This window comes from Niallia taxi, from assembly GCF_004005475.1.
In the GTDB taxonomy this organism is placed as follows: Bacteria; Bacillota; Bacilli; order Bacillales; family Cytobacillaceae; genus Niallia; species Niallia taxi.
Genome location: NZ_RZTZ01000001.1, coordinates 687,861 through 706,752, shown reverse-complemented (window position 1 = coordinate 706,752; position 18,892 = coordinate 687,861). Strand labels below are relative to the sequence as shown.

Genomic DNA, 18,892 nt, shown 5'->3' with positions numbered 1-18,892 from the left:
AAGGTTTTAGGCCTTGGTCTCTTTTTTTATTCAAATGTTCGAAATTTCTCTGCAACAAAGGGCATGGAAGAAGGAACGGATTGCACTGTCCATTCTGGATAGCTTAACGCAGAAAGCTTGCCTCCGAATACTGCTCCTGTATCAATGTTGTACGTATGATTAACTTTACGAACCTCTTTTACGGGTGTATGCCCATATACAATCACAGCATTTCCTGAATAAGACTTTGCCCAATCCTTGCGGACAGGTGAACCGTCAGGATTTGTTTCGCCTGTTATATCGCCATATAGGACAAATGTTTTCACCTTGTCCGAATGCTTGCCAATATACTCTTCTTTAATCCCAGCATGTGCAATGATAAGCTTCCCGTCATCGAGGACTTGGTATAAAGGTGAGGTGTCATATAGTTTCATGAATCTATTCTTAATAATCTCCCTATCCTTTTTTTTCAAATGCTTTAATTCTTCTACTGTTGTTTCCAGTCCATGTGTAATTTGAACTTTTCGCCCTAAAAAATAGCGATATAGTTTGTTACAGTGATTTCCAGGCACATAATAACCTAATTTTTTTTCAATGAGTGTGCAAACAACATTCACTACACCAAGGGAAAAAGGGCCGCGGTCTGTTAAATCACCGACAAAAGCAAGCTTCCTTTCCTCTGGATGAACGGGATAACCTGAATCCCAGCTATATCCAAGCTTTGTTGTTAATGCTCGAAGTTCTTCAAAGCAACCATGAACGTCTCCAATAATATCCAGCTTCATATTCTTCCTCCAACCATATTAAGTCCTACTTGTCGTATTCATTAGCTTTTGTAGGAAACAGAATATTATGAGGTAACATGAAAGTTTTACTTACTGATAAATGGGGAATATATAATAGCTTCTCTTATTTTCACTCCTTATTTTGTAAACAAATAATAAATTTCTGTGTGAAATTAGCGAGATGGACGACAAATCATACTAGGTTTGTTAGTATAAAGGAACCTTTTGAAAGGAGGATATTATTGAAAGAGATAATGAGCATCTATGAAGAAAAACAAATAGGATTGCTCCATTCTTTACAAAATGCAAACTTAACGAAGTTCAGAGAAGCGTTTTTAGATCTGCATCCGTATGATCAAGCTTCATTTTTTAAGGAATTGGAGAAGGAAGAGCAGGAGCTTGTCTTTCATTTTTTGGCACCAGAAGAAATCGCGGAGCTGTTTGAGCATTTAGAAATGGAGGATCGGGATTATCAGGAGCTGTTTGCCAGACTTCTGCCTTCCTATGTGGCTGATATCTTTACACATATGTCGGCAGATGATGCAGCTGATATCTTAAATGCCCTTAATAAGGAACAGGCAATCAGCTATATTGCACTTATGTCGGATGAAGCAGCAAGCAATGTGAAGGCATTGATGGATTATGAGGAAGACACTGCCGGGAGTATTATGACATTAGAGTATGTCAGCCTGTATTCCCATATGACGGTATCAGCAGCAATGAGTTTGCTGCAGATGGAAGCTCCTAATGCAGAAACGATTTATTATATTTATGTGGTTGATGAGCTGAAAGCTCTTGTTGGGGTTGTTTCCTTAAGGAATCTAATAATAAGTGACGATAATACACTTATTGCTGACATCATGAATGACAGTGTGTATTCTGTTTCTGTTAGTCAAACAAGGGAGGATGCTGCAAGGAAAATGCGGGACTACGATTTTCTTGCATTGCCTGTAGTGGACTTTCAAGAGCGGCTGCTCGGTATCATCACAATAGATGACATTGTGGATGTGCTAGAGGAAGAGGCTTCAGATGATTATTCTAAGTTTGCAGCAGTTTCTAATATGGACTATGTTGACCAGCATCCTTTTTCTGCTGCCAAAAAAAGATTGCCATGGCTGATTATTTTATTGTTCTTAGGCATGTTCACAGCAAGCTTGATTGGCAGATTTGAAGAAACATTGAGTAAGGTTTCCATCCTGGCCGTTTTTATTCCCCTTATTGCAGGGATGGCCGGAAACACAGGAACACAGGCATTAGCGGTTGCAGTGCGAGGAATTGCGACAGGTGATTTGGAGAAGGAGAGCAAGCTTAAGCTGATAATCCGTGAAGCAGGTACAGGTTTGATTACAGGCGGAGTCTGTGGGATTCTTGTAACCTTTGTCATTTATATTTGGAAAGGCAATATTTACTTAGGATTATTGGTAGGGGCATCTATATTAGGGACACTCATCGTCGCCACAATTGCTGGTTCTATAATCCCGATAGTAATGAATAAACTAAAAATTGATCCTGCTGTTGCCTCAGGTCCGTTTATCACAACATTAAATGATATTATTAGCATTTTGATTTATTTTGGAATGGCAACAATGTTTATGCGTTTTTTGACTAGTTAAGTTTTACATGATATAAAACAGTATTTTCAAGGAGGAAAAAGGAATGGAACACGGCGCATCCGTAATGTCCTTAATGATCGTCATTATCGTGGCATTGCTGACACCGATTATTTTGCACCGCCTTAAGTTAAATGTTATTCCTGTCGTGGTTGCCGAAATTATTATGGGGTTAATTATTGGAAAGAGCGGGTTTAATCTTGTAGAGCAGGATACTTGGCTTGAGACATTATCTACTTTAGGTTTTATTTTTCTCATGTTTTTAAGTGGACTGGAGATAGACTTTAAATCTTTTTCAAGCAAGAAAAAAAGAGAGACATTGTCTAATGGCAAGCTTGAGCCAAAGCCATTTTCAACGTCTATCATCATCTTTGTGGCTATTTTTGCTTTATCCCTTATTTTGAGCTATTTATTTGTGCTCGCAGGCTTTGTGGATAGTATTTTCTTAATGACTATTATCATCTCTACTATTTCTCTTGGGGTGGTCGTACCAACTTTAAAAGAAGCAAATATCATGAAAACAGCAATAGGGCAAATAATCCTGCTTGTTGCGGTTATCGCTGATCTTGCAACAATGATCTTGCTCGCAGTATTTGCCTCCATTCATGAAAGTGGCGGTAACACATGGCTTTTACTAATTCTCTTTGCAGCAGGAGTACTTTTATATTTTGCAGGCAGACGCTTCAAAAACAAAAATACGGCAGATTCTATGTCAAAAGGAACAGTTCAGATAGGCACAAGGGCTGTATTTGCTTTAATCATTTTCTTAGTAGCATTATCTGAAACAGTCGGTGCGGAAAATATTCTTGGGGCTTTTTTGGCAGGAGTGCTAGTGTCGCTCTTGTCGCCAAATGAAGAGCTTGTGCATCAATTGGATTCGTTTGGTTATGGATTTTTAATTCCAATATTTTTCGTTATGATTGGTGTAAAGATGGATTTATGGTCGCTTTTTACAGATCCAATGCTCCTTTTATTTATACCGCTTTTATTGGTGGCGTTATTAGCAAGCAAGATGGTGCCAGCCTTTTATTTAAAGAAGTGGTATGACAACAGCACTGTAGTGTCATCAGGATTTTTATTGACTTCAACATTATCTTTAGTAATTGCAGCAGCAACAATTGGAGAAAGAATGAATATTATTACCTCCCAAATGAGCGGGATATTTATTCTTGTCGCAATAATTTCATGTATTATTACACCAATCGTTTTCAAAAAGCTCTTCCCAAAGGAAACAGCAGGGGAAAAGGCAGTAAATATTTCAATCATTGGTGTGAATCAGATAACCATGCAGCTGTATCAAGAATTAAAGGCACCTTATTACAAGGTGCAGTTTTATCATAAAAAACAGGAAAAGCTTGATTTACAAATTGCTGATTCATTATTTGAAATAACAGAGCTGGATAATTATAGCGAAGAAGTGATAATGAATACGAACATAGTGGCAACAGATATTGTAGTTGTTTCTACTGGAGACAGCAGTGAAAATGAAAGAATGAGCCTTCTTTTAAAGCAAGCTGGGATTGATAGGGTTATATGCAGAATGGAAGACATGGATAAGGAAGCCTATCTGCAAAGTGAAGGGATTGAAGTATTTTCATCATTTACATCAACAAAAGCTCTGCTTAAGGCAATGATACAATCACAAAGCATTCTTGCATTGTTAGGAAATAACGAGACTTCTTTACATGAAATTACGATTAAAAATAAGGGATTTGAAGGAATGTCATTAAGAAAATTTCCTTTTACAGGAGATGTGATTTTTGTGCGTATTTTCAGGGGGGCAGATTCAGTTATACCGCATGGAGATACGGAGCTTCAGCTACATGACCATTTAATCGTAACGGGATCAGAGGAATATGTAAGGGAACTGAAGAGGAATTTAGAACGAATATAGACATACTTCATTGGAAAATAAACCAAATGACTACTGTACAGTACTTTTCTTTTTGGTGATAGTATAGTAAAATTAGTACTAGGTACTAATAACTTGTAATATATATATTAGGAGGATAAAATATGAGCTTTTCATTAAAAGGCAAAACCTATGTCGTTATGGGTGTAGCTAACAAAAGAAGCATTGCATGGGGTATTGCGACATCCCTTCATAAAGCAGGTGCACGTTTAGTGTTCACATATGCAGGGGAAAGATTGGAGAAAAGTGTACGTGACCTTGTGGCTACACTTGATACATCTGACAGCATCGTCTTGCCATGTGATGTAACAAATGACGAAGACATTGCAAAATGCTTCCAAACAATTAAGACCGATGTTGGAACAATTCATGGTATTGCCCACTGCATCGCTTTTGCAAACAAGGAAGAGCTTCAAGGAGACTACATGAATACGACAAGAGAAGGATTCTTGCTTGCCCATAACATCAGCTCTTATTCATTGACTGCTGTTGCTAAAGAAGCGAAAGGGTTAATGACAGAAGGTGGAAGCATTGTTACACTAACGTATTTAGGCGGCGAACGTGCTATCAGAAATTACAATGTAATGGGTGTGGCAAAGGCTTCTCTTGATGCAAGTGTTCGTTACTTGGCATCTGATTTAGGAAAAGAAGGAATTCGTGTTAATTCCATTTCAGCAGGACCGATCCGTACACTTTCTGCAAAAGGAATCAGTGACTTTAACTCCATTCTGAAGGAGATTGAAGACCGTTCACCGCTAAGAAGAACGACAACTCCTGACGAAGTGGGAGATACAGCTGTATTCTTGTTCAGCGATATGGCAAGAGGAATAACAGGCGAAAACATCCACGTTGATTCTGGATTCCATATTATTTCATAATTAATTCAAAAGCACTGGCCGCATAAGGTCAGTGCTTTATTTCTGTTTGAATAGTATTCCCGTCATAGGAATATCTTTTAATGAATGATAATCAGCAAAAGCATTGTGATTAACATTAATGCATGTCCCAGCATACATTAGGGTGAAGTAGGCGAGTGGAACCTTATGTGACTCTTGTATTCCTATTTGTAGTAGGAGGTGACAGTATGAGGAAGAAAACAGCAAGAAAAGAATCACCTCTCTTGTTTCAGCACACACCACCTGTTAAAGAAAACATGCAAACGATATTTTCAGCAAAAAAAGCACAAAGAGTAAAGCAAAAGCAACGAGAGGAAATAGAAAGAACAGCAATGCTTGAAAGTAAAAAAGAAAAAATCTCTGAGGACGATAGTGCAATCGGCATGATTGAAACACCAGCAGCTGTTCGAGATCAAATACATGAGTATCATGTCGAACAGGCAGAACAAGAAACTCCAGTACGACAACCAGCATTCCGCAAGCTGAAAAGCTTTAGAGACATGGACGTAGAAGAAAAGCTGTCTTATCTTTTTAACTTTCCGAAACAGCTGCCTCCAGTTGCATGTATTGTGACAGTAGCAGACGGCCAGCAATTCAGAGGATTTATAATAGGTAAAGCTGACAAGACAGTTACAGTGAAATTAATGGATGGCGAGGAAATCACACTTTACACAAAGAAAATTAACGAGGTTAAAATGGTCGGTATGTAAACATCGCTCGAACAAAAAGACGCACTGGTAAAAGTGTGTCTTTTTTTTGTGCACTTATGTAACTTTCGTCTAGCGAGGTTTATTTGTTTCGATTTGAGAAGAATTATATGAAAAGAGAGACAGTTCCTACAAACAATAATAGGCTTGAACATGCTAAAAGCGTATTTGGGGGAGTGCGGTTTGTTTTGTGGGAAATCGTAAATAACATGTCTTAAACCTTCTTAGAGTTTGGCAATATTCCTTTTATGGTAAGCAAAGCTAGGCTTCGCTATTAGTAATATAAACAACCAGCCATATAAAATGACTGGTTGAAGGGTAAAGATTTCGCTTATATTAATCACAGATGTCTAAATCAACGTCAGCAATACATTGTACTGCACAGAAGCATTTCAAGTCGACAGTAATGCAATCGCTTGTGCGACGGAATCCATCCACTTCACAGATTTTGCCAAGGTCAACGCCTTTTTGTCCTGTGATATCAAGTGTTTCTCTGCCAGAGTGAGTGTTAGTAACTGGTGCAAGCACTCTCAATACTGCACAGCAGTTATCGAAAACTTCTTCTACGCGGAAGAAGATAGATACACATGCACAGTCATCTCCTCTGAAGAAAGCATGGAAAGGTGAGCCGTCAGCTGTTTTTAATACAAATACGCGAGTATCTGCTTTACTGCGTTTTGTTGGAGAAACAAGTGAACCTAGTGGCTCAGAGAAGCAATTTGTTTCACATTCGCAGTTGTCTTCTGCACTATCTTGAATATCTTTAATGGCGCGAACCACTTCGCAAACACAGCTAGAAGTACCTAAAACATCATCTTTTTTTCCACAACCCATAATTGATTTCCTCCTTGTTTGTTTCTTTCTTTGTGATACTACACTACTAACATATTGCCGAAGGCCCTTATGGGTTACGGACAAACGCCTTTTTTCTTGAAATTTAGGCGCATGCCCAATTGTACTGCTGATATTAGACTGTCTGCTGTGGCTAATAGGCACTTAAAGATCCATTTTTTCATATTAAGGTATAAGAAGAAAAAAATTAAGGAGGACTAAATTTGAATATTGAATGGATGGAGCTGCTGCTGCTTGTTTTAGCCACATTTCGCCTAACAAGATTATTAGTGTTTGACCGCATAACAGAATTCCTTCGGCGGATTGTACTTGATGAAATAATTGAAAAAGGTGAAGAGGGAACTGATGAGATATATTATGTTCCGAAGTCCGGGAAGGTTAGGGGATTTTTTGGTGAATTAATCAGCTGTTACTGGTGTACAGGAATATGGTGTGCAGCTTTTCTTGTCCTTTTATATTACTTTCTACCGGCTATTTGTTCACCACTTGTACTTATTTTGGCGATTGCTGGTGCTGCATCTATTATAGAAGCATTTGTACAGAGAGTCGCCTATAACCATTAATTTACAGTTCTTTATCTGATAGGCTAGTTGTTTACACACACAAATTCCGTTGACATACAATATCGTAGACATATTCTGATGTCTAAATTAAAACGGGAGGTCTTGAAATGATGAAAAAAACGACAAAAAAAGAAGAAGCCACAACAGCTATACCCCGTAAAAAAAAGGTGAAAAAATCTGGCTGTGGCTGTGGGAAGAAAGTATTTACATCAAAAGGACAATAATATTTTAGAAAAGAACGGACGAGGCCGTTCTTTTTTTATTTACAAAAGTTGGGTAAATTCATTTTTGAATTTTTTTCATAAAAACCAAAAGAAACGAAGAAAATATAACAAAGCGAAACCATACATCTTTTACATAGGAAGGGACGAATATGACATATAAAAAACGTTTTTTGGGTTTGTTTATTATCATGCTTTTAGTGCTGACCGGTTGTGAGGAGTCATCCCCTTCAAGCGGGACAGCTCTATTCACAAAGGTGAATCCTGCTCCATTAACCATTACGAAGAATCCGGATCAGCTGGAGCAAATATTAGTAGAGCAAGTAAAAGATGAAGCGAGCTCCATAAAGTCAATATACGATGTGGCAGTTATCAAAGGCTCGAAGGATATTCTTGTTGCTTACAAGGTCAAGCATATGTCCAGATTTCGTATGAAAGGCATTGAAAGCGATTTGAACAAAATATTAAGTGATAAGTTTCCTGACCATACATTCACTGTATCGAGCGATTATAAGATATTTTTAGAGTCCATCAGGCTTGGAGATAAGATGAAGGATAAGGATTATAGTGAAAAGCAGGCGGACAAGCGGCTTAAGGAAATAATTAATCTTACCAATGAATTAACATAAGGAGAAGGTAATAATGGCGAAGAAAAAAAAGACACCACAGCAAAAACAGTACGAGCAGCTAGAGAAGCAATTTGAAACAAAAAGGCCAGTAGTAAAAAATTGCATAAAAGCTTTTTTTGTTGGCGGGATTATTTGTGCCCTTGGACAATTGTTTTCTTTTTTATATATTTATTTTTTCCACTTTACAGAGCAAACATCGGGAAATCCAACAAGTGCGACAATCATATTCCTGTCCATGCTGCTGACTGGTTTTGGTATTTATGATCGCCTCGGTCAATTCGCTGGAGCAGGGAGTGCAGTGCCAGTCTCAGGCTTTGGAAACAGTATTATTTCTGCGGCAATCGAGCATCGTACAGAGGGGTTTGTGTTAGGGGTAGGCGGAAATATTTTTAAATTGGCAGGTTCTGTAATTCTTTTTGGTGTTTTTTCTGCTTTTGTTGTTGCATTGATTAAAACCATTGTTTTGATGGCAAGGGGGGTTATGTAATTGTTAAAAGGGAAGCAATCATGGATTTTTGAAAACAAGCCTGTTATACAATCTACAGGTGTTTCAGGTGGACCATTTGAAGGAAATGGAAATTTGGCGAAGGACTTTGATGTTTTACATGAAGACTTATGGATGGGCAAAACATCTTATGAACAGGCCCATAGAATTCTTTTGGAAGAGGCTGCACAAACTGCTCTTCAAAAAAGCGGACGAACAGCTGAAGATATTCAATTTCTGCTTGCTGGCGATCTTATTAACCAAATTACTCCTTCCAGCTTTGCTGCCCGTGATTTAAAAATACCATATTTCGGTTTGTTTGGTGCCTGTTCCACTTCAATGGAGGGACTTGCGTTATCATCTTTTATCGTTAACTATAATGGAGCAAAAAATATTTTAACAGGGGCATCAAGCCATAACGCAGCAGTAGAGAAGCAGTTTCGCTATCCTACTGAGTATGGCGGACAGAAGCCGCCGACAGCACAATGGACAGTCACAGGAGCTGGGGTGGCACTGCTAACAGAAAATGACGGAACTTATAAAAATACGCCGTATACTACTGCGGCAACAATAGGCAAGGTAATGGATATGGGCTTAATAGATCCGTTTAATATGGGTGGTGCAATGGCGCCAGCAGCCGCTGATACTATTCAAGCTCATTTCAATGATTTAGGTGTTGATGCATCTCATTATGATTTAATCGTTACAGGAGATTTAGGCAAAATCGGCAGGGATTCAGTGATGGCTCTTCTGAAGGAAAAGGGAATTTATACGGATGAAAATAAATTTAAAGACTGTGGATTGCTTGTATATAAAAGTGATCAGCCAGTGCAATCAGGAGGAAGTGGGGCTGGGTGCTCTGCAACAGTCTTATATGGACATTTGCTGAATGAAATGAAAAAAGGGACTTATAAAAGAATATTAGTTGTTGCAACAGGAGCGTTATTGTCTCCACTGACGGTTCAGCAAGGGGAATCAATCCCATGTATTGCTCATGCCGTATCAATTGAAATATAGAGGAAGGAGGCGGAATAATGCTACCAATGTTTTTTTGGGCATTTGTAATTGGAGGCTTAATTTGTGTAATTGGTCAGCTGATGTTTGATGTGGCCAGACTGACACCAGCTCATACATTGACTACTTTAGTAGTCGCAGGAGCTATATTGGATGGTTTAGGCTTATATGAACCGTTTGCAGATTTTGCTGGGGCTGGTGCAACGATTCCGATCACAAGCTTCGGAAATGCCTTAGTGCATGGTGCTATGCAGGAGGCGGAGACTCATGGGTTAATTGGTGTTTTGACAGGTATGTTTGAAGTGACAAGCTCTGGTATTTCTGCAGCCATCGTTTTTGGCTTTATTGGTGCACTAATATTTAAACCAAAGGGTTAAGTGACGATTTCCTTACCCGTTAATTAGACAATCGTACAATTCGTCAAATGCTAGGAGCTTGCCTATACACATTATCCTTTAATCCATATGCTATTAAAGAATAAAGGAGAAGTGAGGTGAAGGTGTATGTGTTTCGGCGGATATGGATATGGTGGCGGCGGCTATAGCGGCGGCGGCGGTTATGGTTCTTCATTTGCTTTAATCGTTGTACTTTTCATTCTATTGATTATTGTTGGCGCTAGCTTCTATGCTTAATAATTAGTAAATGAACGAAAGGATAGGCTTTCTTAAGCCTATCCTTTGATTTTTTTTATTTTAATTTGTTCGATATTTTCACCTTTTGATTGAATCTACATAATATGTAAAGTAGCTCAAGAAGGAGGAAATATGATTATGAATAATAACTTCTTTAAGAATATAGAATCAAAAACTGGTGTGAACATGAAGGATATTTTTGATTTGGCTAATTCTCTGCAAAATGCAAACTTTAAAGATGAACAGACGGTAAGAGGCGTCATTCGTCGAGTATCGCAAATTGCTGGAAAACCAGTTCCAAAAGAAACAGAAGACAAAATTGTTCAATCCATTGTTAAGGATGGAAAGCAGCTTGATTTCAATACACTGTCTAAAATGATTAATAAAAAGTAAGCTGGCGGGTAACCTCTAAACGCTGAGTGTTACCCTTATATCTCATCTTTTGGCAAATCTGCAAGCTTTACAGCATTTAAGAAGCGGGAGGTTTTTGCTTTTCGTCCACGCAAATGCATTGGGATAGATACATACAGCTTCTCCATTGATCTTGTCATGGAAACATATAATAAACGCCTTTCCTCTTCTAAAGGCTGGGTATCACTGTTGCGGTATGCCTCCAACGCGTATTCATGTGGGATGGAGCCGTCGACCGTTCCCAAAATGTAGACAGTTTTATATTCAAGTCCTTTGGCACGATGAATGGTTGTTAAGGTAATCGCATTTTTTGTATCTTGGTATTGCTTTTTTAGTTCTGTATTCATGGCAATCATATGGTCTGTATAAGCAACAAATTCAGCGATCGTGCTGAATTTTTTTGCGACAACCTTTAAGTCACGGAGATCGTCAGAGCCTTTATCCCATTGATTGCCTTCATTGCCCCGTTTTTTCATGAAATCCTGAAAGCCGAGTTCCTTTTCAACATAGGCAATCGCATCAATTGGTGAAGCTGATTTCAGTTTTTGGAAAGCAGCTGGCATCTTTTTTAATTTGGACTCCTGGAAGGCAAAGCCTGTTTTAATTTTGGCAAAGCCATCTGCCAACGTGCAGTCCTCTAAAATGCTTAAAGCCTTCAAATCTTGAAGCACGCTTTTTTTCAGGAATAATGTTGGCAATAAATTGCTGACTGCATGCTGATCATCTGGATCAACAGCAAGCTTTAAATAGGCAAGCATACTCCTAACAATAAAGCGACTGTAAAAGGAACCAGAGTCCTGCTCTAGTCTAAATGGCAGACTGGAGGAAGAAAGTCGTTCAAACATTGCCCTGCTATTTGTATTTGTCCTAAATAAAATCGCAAAATCCTTTGGCTCTGCTCCAGCTTGGATTTTTTCGACTATATCTGTCACAATCATTGTTGCTTCTTCTTCTTCATCATAAGGGTAAAAGAGAAGCGGGTTGCCTCCGGAATATGTCGCTGCCATTTTTTTTGGTCGCCTATTTTTGTTTATCTTTATAACTTCATTTGCAGCGGCTACAATTTCATTTGTAGAACGATAGTTATTCTGCAAATAAATAACCTTTGCATTTGTAAAATCCTTTTCGTAATCAAGCAGGTATTTTGGGTCACTGCCTCGAAATGCATAAATAGCCTGATCATCATCACCAACGGCATAAACACTTTCTGCCTTTTGGGACATCAATTTAATCCATTCATATTGAACTTTATTTATATCCTGAAATTCGTCCAGCAGAAAATGGGAGAACCTGTTCTGATATGTTTCAAGGATCATAGGATTTTCAAGGAAAAAGTAATATCCACCAACAAGCATGTCGTCAAAGTCATATAGGCCTTTTATGTGCTTTCTTTCTTCATACTTTTTGTATAGCGGTAAGACTTTTTCTTCCCAGTCAGAAGCAGGCTTAATTTCATTCGGAAACTGGAGGGAATTCTTCCAGGCTCCTATTAATTGAAGGGCTGCATCAATTGGGAAATCTTTCATATCAATGCCAAGCTCTGTTCCAATTTCTTTTAATGCCAATTCCTTTTGCCAGTTGCTTGCCAAAAGATTTGTCCTTTTCCATTTGTCAGGCTCGTGAAAAAGCAATATTTGATAGAGTATGCTGTGAAAGGTCCCAGAAACAATCCGGCTGATGATAGATTTTGTCATGTCAGGATATTTCATAAGGCGTTCCTTCATTTCTAGTGCTGCTTTGCTTGTAAAGGTAACAAGCATAATGGAAGCAGGATCTACTTCTTTCTCATGAATAAGATAGGCAGTCCTTGCGGTTAACACACGTGTTTTTCCGCTTCCTGCTCCAGCGACGACCAAAACAGCTTTATCATTCGTGGTAACTGCTTTGCTTTGGAAATCATCGAGATGTACACCACTACGTGAGAGTGCGTGCAAATAAGTATCTGCTCTTTGCGAGTCAGTATGATGCAGAGTCACAGTGTCACAGGTAGTTTTAATTATTTTTGGTTCTTTGAAGCTTAATTCGGGAACAGAAGATGTTGTTGAAATGGAGCGTGACTTAGGCAATCGGAAACCGTTTGTTTCTTCATACTCAGCAGTAGCAGCGGTCTCCTTAACAGCAGGAGCAGCTTCCATAACACAAGCCTCTAAATTTGAAGCATGGTAAAAATGCGGCTTTGTTTTTATACCTAAATAAAGCTTTACGGCCTCACCGCAGACAGCGCAAGCAAGAAGTCCTTTTTTTCCTGCTTCATGCCATTTCTGCCAGTCACTGCGGGTCTCAGTATATAAATGTATTAATCTATCATAATAGTAGGCTGTTTCCATAATTAACCTCAATTTCGTTCAATACTTCATTTGTATATAAATTTTTAACGTACTTATTATCATAGCAAAATAAAAGACCATATTAAAGGGAAGAAAGAAGATTACCATAGATGAAATATGGGTATGGTTATAAAAATCATTGAGGAGGCAAACGATATGGGCTATATTCTTCCGTTAACAAACTATCAATATGAGCAGTATGTAAGACAAGATCTCTCACTAAAAGAAAAATCATTCAAAAGTGAGAAAATAAATGCTCCTGCCGCTGTTTCCACTACATATGAGAATGAAAGACAGTATTTAGCTGCAAGTAACAAGCAGGAATTTTCTAAGCGGGGAAGGGAAGGGGCAGACAAGCTCTTTGCCGAATTGACAGGAAAGGGACAGAACTTCAACGAGCTTGTCTAATCTTAAAAGTTTTGGACATATAAAGGGGCATTCTCATGCCATTCTGCATACAAAACTGTTTTCTGGGAATGAATGCCTAGTTCGGATAATTCTAAGAGGAGCTTCTTCTTATCCCAGCCAACTGCAGTCAAGTTTTCTTCAATAATTTCGCCATCTAAGATAAGACTAATAGGCATGGCGCTGTCTTCGCTTGGGAGTTGAAGCTCGTTGCGTACAGGGGCAGTGTATGCCTGTTTTTTTATCGTATTGATTGTCCCATCTGTTTCCAATATCGCATAATGACACTCTTTAATGGAAAAGATGTCTTTTGTCCGAAGCAGATGCTGAAGCTGATTAAGATCGAGGTGATTTTTTTTCAGCTGTTCATAATCAATTTTACCTTTTTGAATAATGATGGATGGTTTTCCTTCAAGCAAACTCCGCGAGCGGCGAAATTTCTGTGTTAAAAATTCCGTCAGGAAAATCAGCGAGCCCCAAATAATCACCGCATACAATATTTCCTTAATACCTGTTTCATGATCATACATCGCATTTCCTACTAATTCTCCAATGACGAGCACACAAACAAAATCAAAGGTTGTTACTTGGGTGATAACGGTTTTTCCCAATATTTTAGTAAAGAGGAGAAGTGCGATAAATCCAAAAACGAGTTCAGATCCGATGTGGAAAAAATCCATATGTATAATCATCCTTTCTCATCCGTTATTCTAGACAAGAAAATAGGAAAATAAACAAAGGAGGATGTCCATAGGGACGTCCTCCTTTTGAGTTGCATAAGCCTGCTTAGAGCATTTATTCGTCTTTTCCAAGACGAAATGTTTCAAATACAGTCCATGATCCATTTTCCAGTTCATACAATAGATGAAACCGATCTGCTGTTTCTTCGTGACTGAATGTCCGCATTCTTAAGCTGCTGTATAAATCTAAATGTTCATCATTAGAAAGCTGCTGACCAAGTGTGACATGCGGAATAAATGGGTGCTCATGTGTAACACCAATTGTATTAATAATTTCCGTATGTAGGTCTTCTAAATTTGAGTTTTGTTCAATTTTAAGATAAATGACATTATTGACAGGCTGAAATGTGCTGATTTTCAAAACTTTAATGGCAATAGAATGGTAATGACTCGCCACTTTCTGCAATTTGTCGCTGATTGCTTTAATCTCATCATTATCTGCATTAAATTCGCCTACTAGTGTTATATGTGGCGGTATTAGAGCGTATTTGGGATCATAGCGCTTACGGTAAGAATTAGCTAAATCTTGCAGTTCTTTTCCTGGAAAAATAGCGATGCCATATTTCATGGTTGAAACCCCCATTTCGTCTTTTCAAGTAATGTTCTTCTAAAGGCAGGCATTTTCAGCCCTACTTGCAGTTTTTGCAGTATCTGTAAGATATTATAACAAATTTATAAAATGATGTTCAAAAATATCTGTTTTTTCATTATTTTCATATATAAAATGTTGCTAATTTAGCTTGGATACATTTGCGTTAAAATATTCTTTAAGTATGGCTGCCAGAATTTCCATGTATGATTTCCATCAAATTCCTCGTAATAGTAATCAGCATTCGATTTATGGAGCAGGTTAGCCAAATCCCGATTAGGTTCAAGAAAATCCTCTATTGTATTGCTCGAGGTTTTGACTGCGGTTTCTTGTTTTCCGATTATATGAAATATTTCAAGAAGATGAAAGGACTGAAATGCATCAACAGCTGTCAGTACTTCCTTATTTACATATGGAGACTGCAGCATTACCTTGCCGAATGTATGCGGGTACTTTAATGCAGTCATAAGGGATACAGTCGCACCTAATGAATCACCGATAAGTCCTCGTCCAAGTCCCATTTGGTATGTCGGAAATTCGTTGTCCAAAAATGGAACAAGCTCATGTGCAAGGAAACGAACATAGCTTTGCATTTGTTCTCCGTCCGGATGGTATTTAGCCCTTCTGTCAGCGATGTCTTTATAAGGTATTCCGACAATTATCGTCCCTTGAATTTGGTGATTAGAATGCAGCTCATCTGCAATCCTACCTATCCGCCCCAGTTGAAAATAATCCTTTCCGTCCTGGGCGATTAATAGATGATACTTATATAAAGCAGAATAGTCTGGAGGCAAATAAACAAGCAGTTTTATCTCCTCTTGTAATTCATTGCTGTAGAATAAAATTTCTTTAATTGTCCCTTTTGACATAAAGGCATGCTCCTTATTATTTTATTCATTCCGTTTTAGTTTAGCATAAAAAAGCTGTTTTTGAGGAGACCTGTTGATTTTTTTGAATAAGCTTTATAACTAGATATTGTGTACGTTTTGTGAATTGTATACTACATATAGATGTTTTTAAAAAGATTCATTTATAATGGAAAAAGAATTCACTAAAAGGGAGAGGAAAGAATGGGCATATATGAAGAGTTAATGAAGGAGTTTACTGATATATCAAGGGGTAATGGGGTAGACCTGATTCAGGAGAATGCCAATATGGATGGAATGGCGCCAATGAGTCATATGATGCATTTTGCGTCTGCCGCAACAAAGCATTTTACTATAGAAAGGCTGCTGTCAGCACAAGCAAAGAGTGCGTACTTAAGTGGGCATATTCATATTCATGATCTTGATTTTTATTCATCTGGGACTGCAACCTGTTGTCAAATTCCACTAGGAAAGATATTGGAGGGTGGCTTCAATACAGGGCATGGTTATATGCGGGAACCGAAGAGCATAACGAGTGCTTTGGCATTGACATCCATTATCCTGCAAGCAAATCAAAACCAGCAGCATGGAGGACAAGCAATCCCGCTATTTGACTATGACCTGGCTCCATACATCCAAAAGTCGTTTCTTCGTAACAGAAGTAAAGTAGCTGAACTTTATAGAAGCGATGAAGAAGTACATGAAATCGCTTGGCGATGGACAGAGGAAGAAACATACCAAGCATGTGAGGCATTTGTCCATGAATGCAACAGCATGCATTCAAGAGGCGGGGGGCAGACACCGTTTGTATCGATAAATTTAGGCACAGATATATCTGTTGCAGGAAGACTTCTCATTAAAAGCCTGCTGCTTGCTGTGAAGGCAGGTCTAGGTAAAGGGGAGACACCTATATTTCCGATTATTGTTTTTAAAGTGAAGGAGGGCATCAATTACCACAAAGAAGATGTAAGCTATGACCTTTTCCAGCTTGCTATTGAGACGACAAGCACAAGGCTATTTCCTAATTTTCTTTTTCTCGATGCTCCTTTTAACAAAGAGTATTATAATGGCACAAAAGAGTCAGAAGCAGCAACAATGGGCTGCAGAACGAGAGTGCTGGGAAATATCCATGGAGATGCTGGCTGTATTGGCAGGGGAAACCTTTCCTTCACAAGTCTCAATCTTCCCCTTATTGCATTGGAATCTGATTCAACGGAGGATTTTTTTAAGCGCTTAGACACATATATACATATTGCTATCGAGCAATTATATGAGCGTTATCAATTTCAAGGAAGGAAAAAGGCAGCAACCTTTAAATTTCTGTTTACACAAGGTGTATGGACAAATGGTGAGTCGCTTAACCCTGAAGATACACTGGAGGAAATTTGGAAGCAGGGAACATTGTCGCTTGGGTTCGTAGGTCTTGCTGAAGCGCTTGTTGCCTTAACAGGCTTTCATCATGGCGAACAGGAGGATTCCTATAAGCTTGGATTACAAATCATCCATCATATGCGAAAAAGGACTGATGAAGCGACAATAGAAAAAAAATTAAACTACTCTCTTTTGGCAACGCCAGCTGAATCGCTTGCAGGCAAGGCACAAAGGGAAGCAAGAAGGAAATTCGGTACGATAAAGGGAGTGACAGATCGCCCTTACTTTACTAACAGCTTTCATATACCAGTTTATTACAAAATCAGCGCCCTTGAAAAAATCAATAAAGAAGCACCCTTTCACCAGCTGACTAATGGAGGACATATAACTTACTTAGAACTGAATGGAGATGCAAGCAAAAACCATGCAGCGATGGAACAAATTGTCCGGGCAATGAAGGAAGCTGGCATCGGGTATGGCAGTATTAATCATCCTGTTGATCGGTGTCTTTCCTGCGGTTACAAGGGAATTATTGATAACTGCTGTCCAAGCTGCAGTGCTGTCGGCGAGAAAAACTTTGAACGGATACGCAGAATAACCGGATATCTTGTTGGATCGCTGGATAAGTGGAACACAGCGAAACGGTCAGAAGAGAAGGATCGTGTGAAGCATTTATGAGGGTTTTAAATATCATTCAAGACAGTATTGTAGATGGTCCAGGCTTAAGAAGCACTGTTTTTTTCGCTGGCTGTCCTCATAAATGCAGAGGCTGTCACAATCCGCAAAGCTGGAATGTGGCTGGTGGCAAGGAGCTGAAAACAATGGAGATTTTTGAACTTTTGATGAAGAATACTCTCAATGATATTACGTTTAGTGGTGGAGAGCCCTTTTATCAATGTCACGATGAATTACTTACACTTGCCTCAGCACTGAAGGAAAGAGGAAAAAATATATGGTGCTATACCGGATATACATGGGAGGAGCTAATCAGTCGCCAAAGCAGCAAAGCGATATGCAAGCTGATCGATGTCGTCGTAGATGGTCCCTTTGTAGCTGAAAAACGCGATTTGACCTTGTCATTTATGGGAAGTAGGAACCAAAGACTGATAGACTGCTCACGCAGTCTATCAGAGGAAAAAACATTGCTTTATATAATATAACGAAAAGAAGAAGCATGTGCTGTTGGCACATGCTTTCTGGACTTTTATAAATTAAGTTCTTAAGTTAGGAGATAACGGTTTTTCCTTATTGTCTTTAAGAATAGTTTTTCGTAAGAATGGCAGCACCCATCTGTCCAGTCCATAGTATCCTGCATTCACGCCTGCAAACATAATGATTAATCCCATTAGTATATCTGTAGGGTTATGAGAAATTGTCCCTGCAAGGAGGAAAGAGAAGTTCATTATTACTCCAAATAAGGCAGCTGCAGTTGTTAAGCATCCGAGAATCAGTCCAAGGCCGACAAGCAATTCTCCTATTGGTATTAATACGTTAAATAATCCAACATTCGGCATCGCAAAGCCTTCTATGAAACTTGTATACCAGCCGTAAACGGCGCCGTCAGGACCTGTAACAGGGTTTTTAATTGCATTTGTCAAAAATCCGCTTGCATCGAATCCATCACCTGTCAATTTTCCAAAACCAGATTTAAACCAAGAATAACCAAGAAATAAACGAATAACAGTTAAAATGACAGAAGCAACTTTATTTTCTCTTAAAAAAGCATTAAACATAATGTTCATCCTTCCTTTATTTTATTATTTCTTACAAGTTAAATATAGCAAAAAAAAGGAAGGAAAAACTAAAATTGTGAAATAGTTCACAAATAAGCCAAGAGATTGTGTCTGAAATTTGAATTCTTCCTCAAGGGTGTGTCAAAAATCACCGAAATATGATTTT

21 protein-coding genes are annotated in these 18,892 nt (G+C 38.6%); 14 read left to right on the top strand and 7 right to left on the bottom strand.

The window, feature by feature from the left end:
- Positions 1–26: 26 nt before the first annotated feature.
- On the bottom strand, positions 27–764 hold the full coding sequence (gene prpE, locus EM808_RS03420; RefSeq protein WP_127735842.1) for a bis(5'-nucleosyl)-tetraphosphatase PrpE: 738 nt from the start codon (positions 762–764) through the stop codon (positions 27–29).
- A 254-nt stretch (positions 765–1,018) separates the two neighbouring features.
- On the opposite strand from prpE, the gene mgtE reads away from it, so the two are divergent.
- The 4 genes from mgtE to EM808_RS03400 all read left to right on the top strand — a co-directional run bounded on the left by mgtE (position 1,019) and on the right by EM808_RS03400 (position 5,892).
- Positions 1,019–2,377, top strand: coding sequence for a magnesium transporter (mgtE, locus tag EM808_RS03415; protein WP_127736707.1), 1,359 nt, complete (start codon positions 1,019–1,021; stop codon positions 2,375–2,377).
- A 43-nt stretch (positions 2,378–2,420) separates the two neighbouring features.
- Entirely contained in the window at positions 2,421–4,268 is a 1,848-nt protein-coding gene (locus EM808_RS03410; RefSeq protein ID WP_127735840.1) for a monovalent cation:proton antiporter family protein, read from the top strand.
- A gap of 122 nt (positions 4,269–4,390) precedes the next feature.
- Complete coding sequence (gene fabI / locus EM808_RS03405) at positions 4,391–5,164, top strand: enoyl-ACP reductase FabI (protein ID WP_127735836.1); 774 nt, start codon at positions 4,391–4,393, stop codon at positions 5,162–5,164.
- 206 nt (positions 5,165–5,370) lie between these two features.
- Positions 5,371–5,892: a CotO family spore coat protein gene (locus EM808_RS03400; protein WP_127735833.1), complete on the top strand. Its 522-nt coding sequence runs from the start codon at positions 5,371–5,373 to the stop codon at positions 5,890–5,892.
- 333 nt (positions 5,893–6,225) lie between these two features.
- Here the strand turns inward: EM808_RS03400 and EM808_RS03395 are convergent, their stop codons facing one another.
- Positions 6,226–6,723 carry a CotY/CotZ family spore coat protein gene (locus EM808_RS03395; RefSeq protein WP_127735830.1) on the bottom strand — a complete coding sequence of 166 codons (498 nt, stop codon included), beginning with the start codon at positions 6,721–6,723 and terminating at the stop codon, positions 6,226–6,228.
- A gap of 221 nt (positions 6,724–6,944) precedes the next feature.
- Between EM808_RS03395 and EM808_RS03390 the strand changes: the two genes are divergently transcribed.
- The 7 genes from EM808_RS03390 to spoVIF all read left to right on the top strand — a co-directional run bounded on the left by EM808_RS03390 (position 6,945) and on the right by spoVIF (position 10,677).
- The gene (locus EM808_RS03390; protein ID WP_127735827.1) at positions 6,945–7,304 is read left to right on the top strand and encodes a DUF1360 domain-containing protein; all 360 of its coding nucleotides are present in this window, start codon (positions 6,945–6,947) and stop codon (positions 7,302–7,304) included.
- A 373-nt stretch (positions 7,305–7,677) separates the two neighbouring features.
- Positions 7,678–8,154 (top strand): sporulation protein, encoded by a 477-nt coding sequence (locus EM808_RS03385; protein WP_127735824.1) that lies wholly within the window; start codon positions 7,678–7,680, stop codon positions 8,152–8,154.
- A 13-nt stretch (positions 8,155–8,167) separates the two neighbouring features.
- Positions 8,168–8,641, top strand: a complete 474-nt coding sequence (spoVAC, locus tag EM808_RS03380; RefSeq protein ID WP_127735821.1) for a stage V sporulation protein AC — start codon at positions 8,168–8,170, stop codon at positions 8,639–8,641.
- Positions 8,642–9,655 carry a stage V sporulation protein AD gene (gene spoVAD, locus EM808_RS03375; RefSeq protein WP_127735818.1) on the top strand — a complete coding sequence of 338 codons (1,014 nt, stop codon included), beginning with the start codon at positions 8,642–8,644 and terminating at the stop codon, positions 9,653–9,655.
- A 17-nt stretch (positions 9,656–9,672) separates the two neighbouring features.
- Positions 9,673–10,029: a stage V sporulation protein AE gene (spoVAE, locus tag EM808_RS03370; protein ID WP_127735815.1), complete on the top strand. Its 357-nt coding sequence runs from the start codon at positions 9,673–9,675 to the stop codon at positions 10,027–10,029.
- A gap of 126 nt (positions 10,030–10,155) precedes the next feature.
- The gene (locus EM808_RS03365; RefSeq protein ID WP_127735812.1) at positions 10,156–10,284 is read left to right on the top strand and encodes a YjcZ family sporulation protein; all 129 of its coding nucleotides are present in this window, start codon (positions 10,156–10,158) and stop codon (positions 10,282–10,284) included.
- A 138-nt stretch (positions 10,285–10,422) separates the two neighbouring features.
- Positions 10,423–10,677, top strand: a complete 255-nt coding sequence (gene spoVIF / locus EM808_RS03360) for a sporulation-specific transcription regulator SpoVIF (protein WP_127736704.1) — start codon at positions 10,423–10,425, stop codon at positions 10,675–10,677.
- Between the two features lie 35 nt (positions 10,678–10,712).
- On the opposite strand, the gene EM808_RS03355 is transcribed toward spoVIF, so the two are convergent.
- Complete coding sequence (locus EM808_RS03355) at positions 10,713–13,022, bottom strand: UvrD-helicase domain-containing protein (protein ID WP_127735809.1); 2,310 nt, start codon at positions 13,020–13,022, stop codon at positions 10,713–10,715.
- A 156-nt stretch (positions 13,023–13,178) separates the two neighbouring features.
- Between EM808_RS03355 and EM808_RS03350 the strand changes: the two genes are divergently transcribed.
- Positions 13,179–13,430: a hypothetical protein gene (locus tag EM808_RS03350; protein WP_127735806.1), complete on the top strand. Its 252-nt coding sequence runs from the start codon at positions 13,179–13,181 to the stop codon at positions 13,428–13,430.
- A gap of 2 nt (positions 13,431–13,432) precedes the next feature.
- Here the strand turns inward: EM808_RS03350 and EM808_RS03345 are convergent, their stop codons facing one another.
- The 3 genes from EM808_RS03345 to EM808_RS03335 all read right to left on the bottom strand — a co-directional run bounded on the left by EM808_RS03345 (position 13,433) and on the right by EM808_RS03335 (position 15,625).
- A complete protein-coding gene (locus EM808_RS03345) occupies positions 13,433–14,107 on the bottom strand; it encodes a DUF421 domain-containing protein (RefSeq protein ID WP_127735803.1) in 675 nt (224 codons plus the stop codon).
- Between the two features lie 115 nt (positions 14,108–14,222).
- Positions 14,223–14,735 carry a 2'-5' RNA ligase family protein gene (locus EM808_RS03340; protein ID WP_127735800.1) on the bottom strand — a complete coding sequence of 171 codons (513 nt, stop codon included), beginning with the start codon at positions 14,733–14,735 and terminating at the stop codon, positions 14,223–14,225.
- A gap of 167 nt (positions 14,736–14,902) precedes the next feature.
- Positions 14,903–15,625, bottom strand: coding sequence for an alpha/beta hydrolase (locus tag EM808_RS03335; protein WP_127735798.1), 723 nt, complete (start codon positions 15,623–15,625; stop codon positions 14,903–14,905).
- A 201-nt stretch (positions 15,626–15,826) separates the two neighbouring features.
- Here EM808_RS03335 and EM808_RS03330 point away from each other — a divergent pair, with 201 nt between their 5' ends.
- Both EM808_RS03330 and nrdG read left to right on the top strand, forming a co-directional pair.
- On the top strand, positions 15,827–17,671 hold the full coding sequence (locus EM808_RS03330) for an anaerobic ribonucleoside triphosphate reductase (protein ID WP_127735795.1): 1,845 nt from the start codon (positions 15,827–15,829) through the stop codon (positions 17,669–17,671).
- On the top strand, positions 17,668–18,153 hold the full coding sequence (gene nrdG, locus EM808_RS03325; protein WP_127735792.1) for an anaerobic ribonucleoside-triphosphate reductase activating protein: 486 nt from the start codon (positions 17,668–17,670) through the stop codon (positions 18,151–18,153). The genes EM808_RS03330 and nrdG overlap by 4 nt, the downstream gene beginning before the upstream one ends.
- Positions 18,154–18,204: 51 nt before the next feature.
- Here the strand turns inward: nrdG and EM808_RS03320 are convergent, their stop codons facing one another.
- Positions 18,205–18,726 (bottom strand): DoxX family membrane protein, encoded by a 522-nt coding sequence (locus tag EM808_RS03320; protein WP_127735789.1) that lies wholly within the window; start codon positions 18,724–18,726, stop codon positions 18,205–18,207.
- Positions 18,727–18,892: the final 166 nt, after the last annotated feature.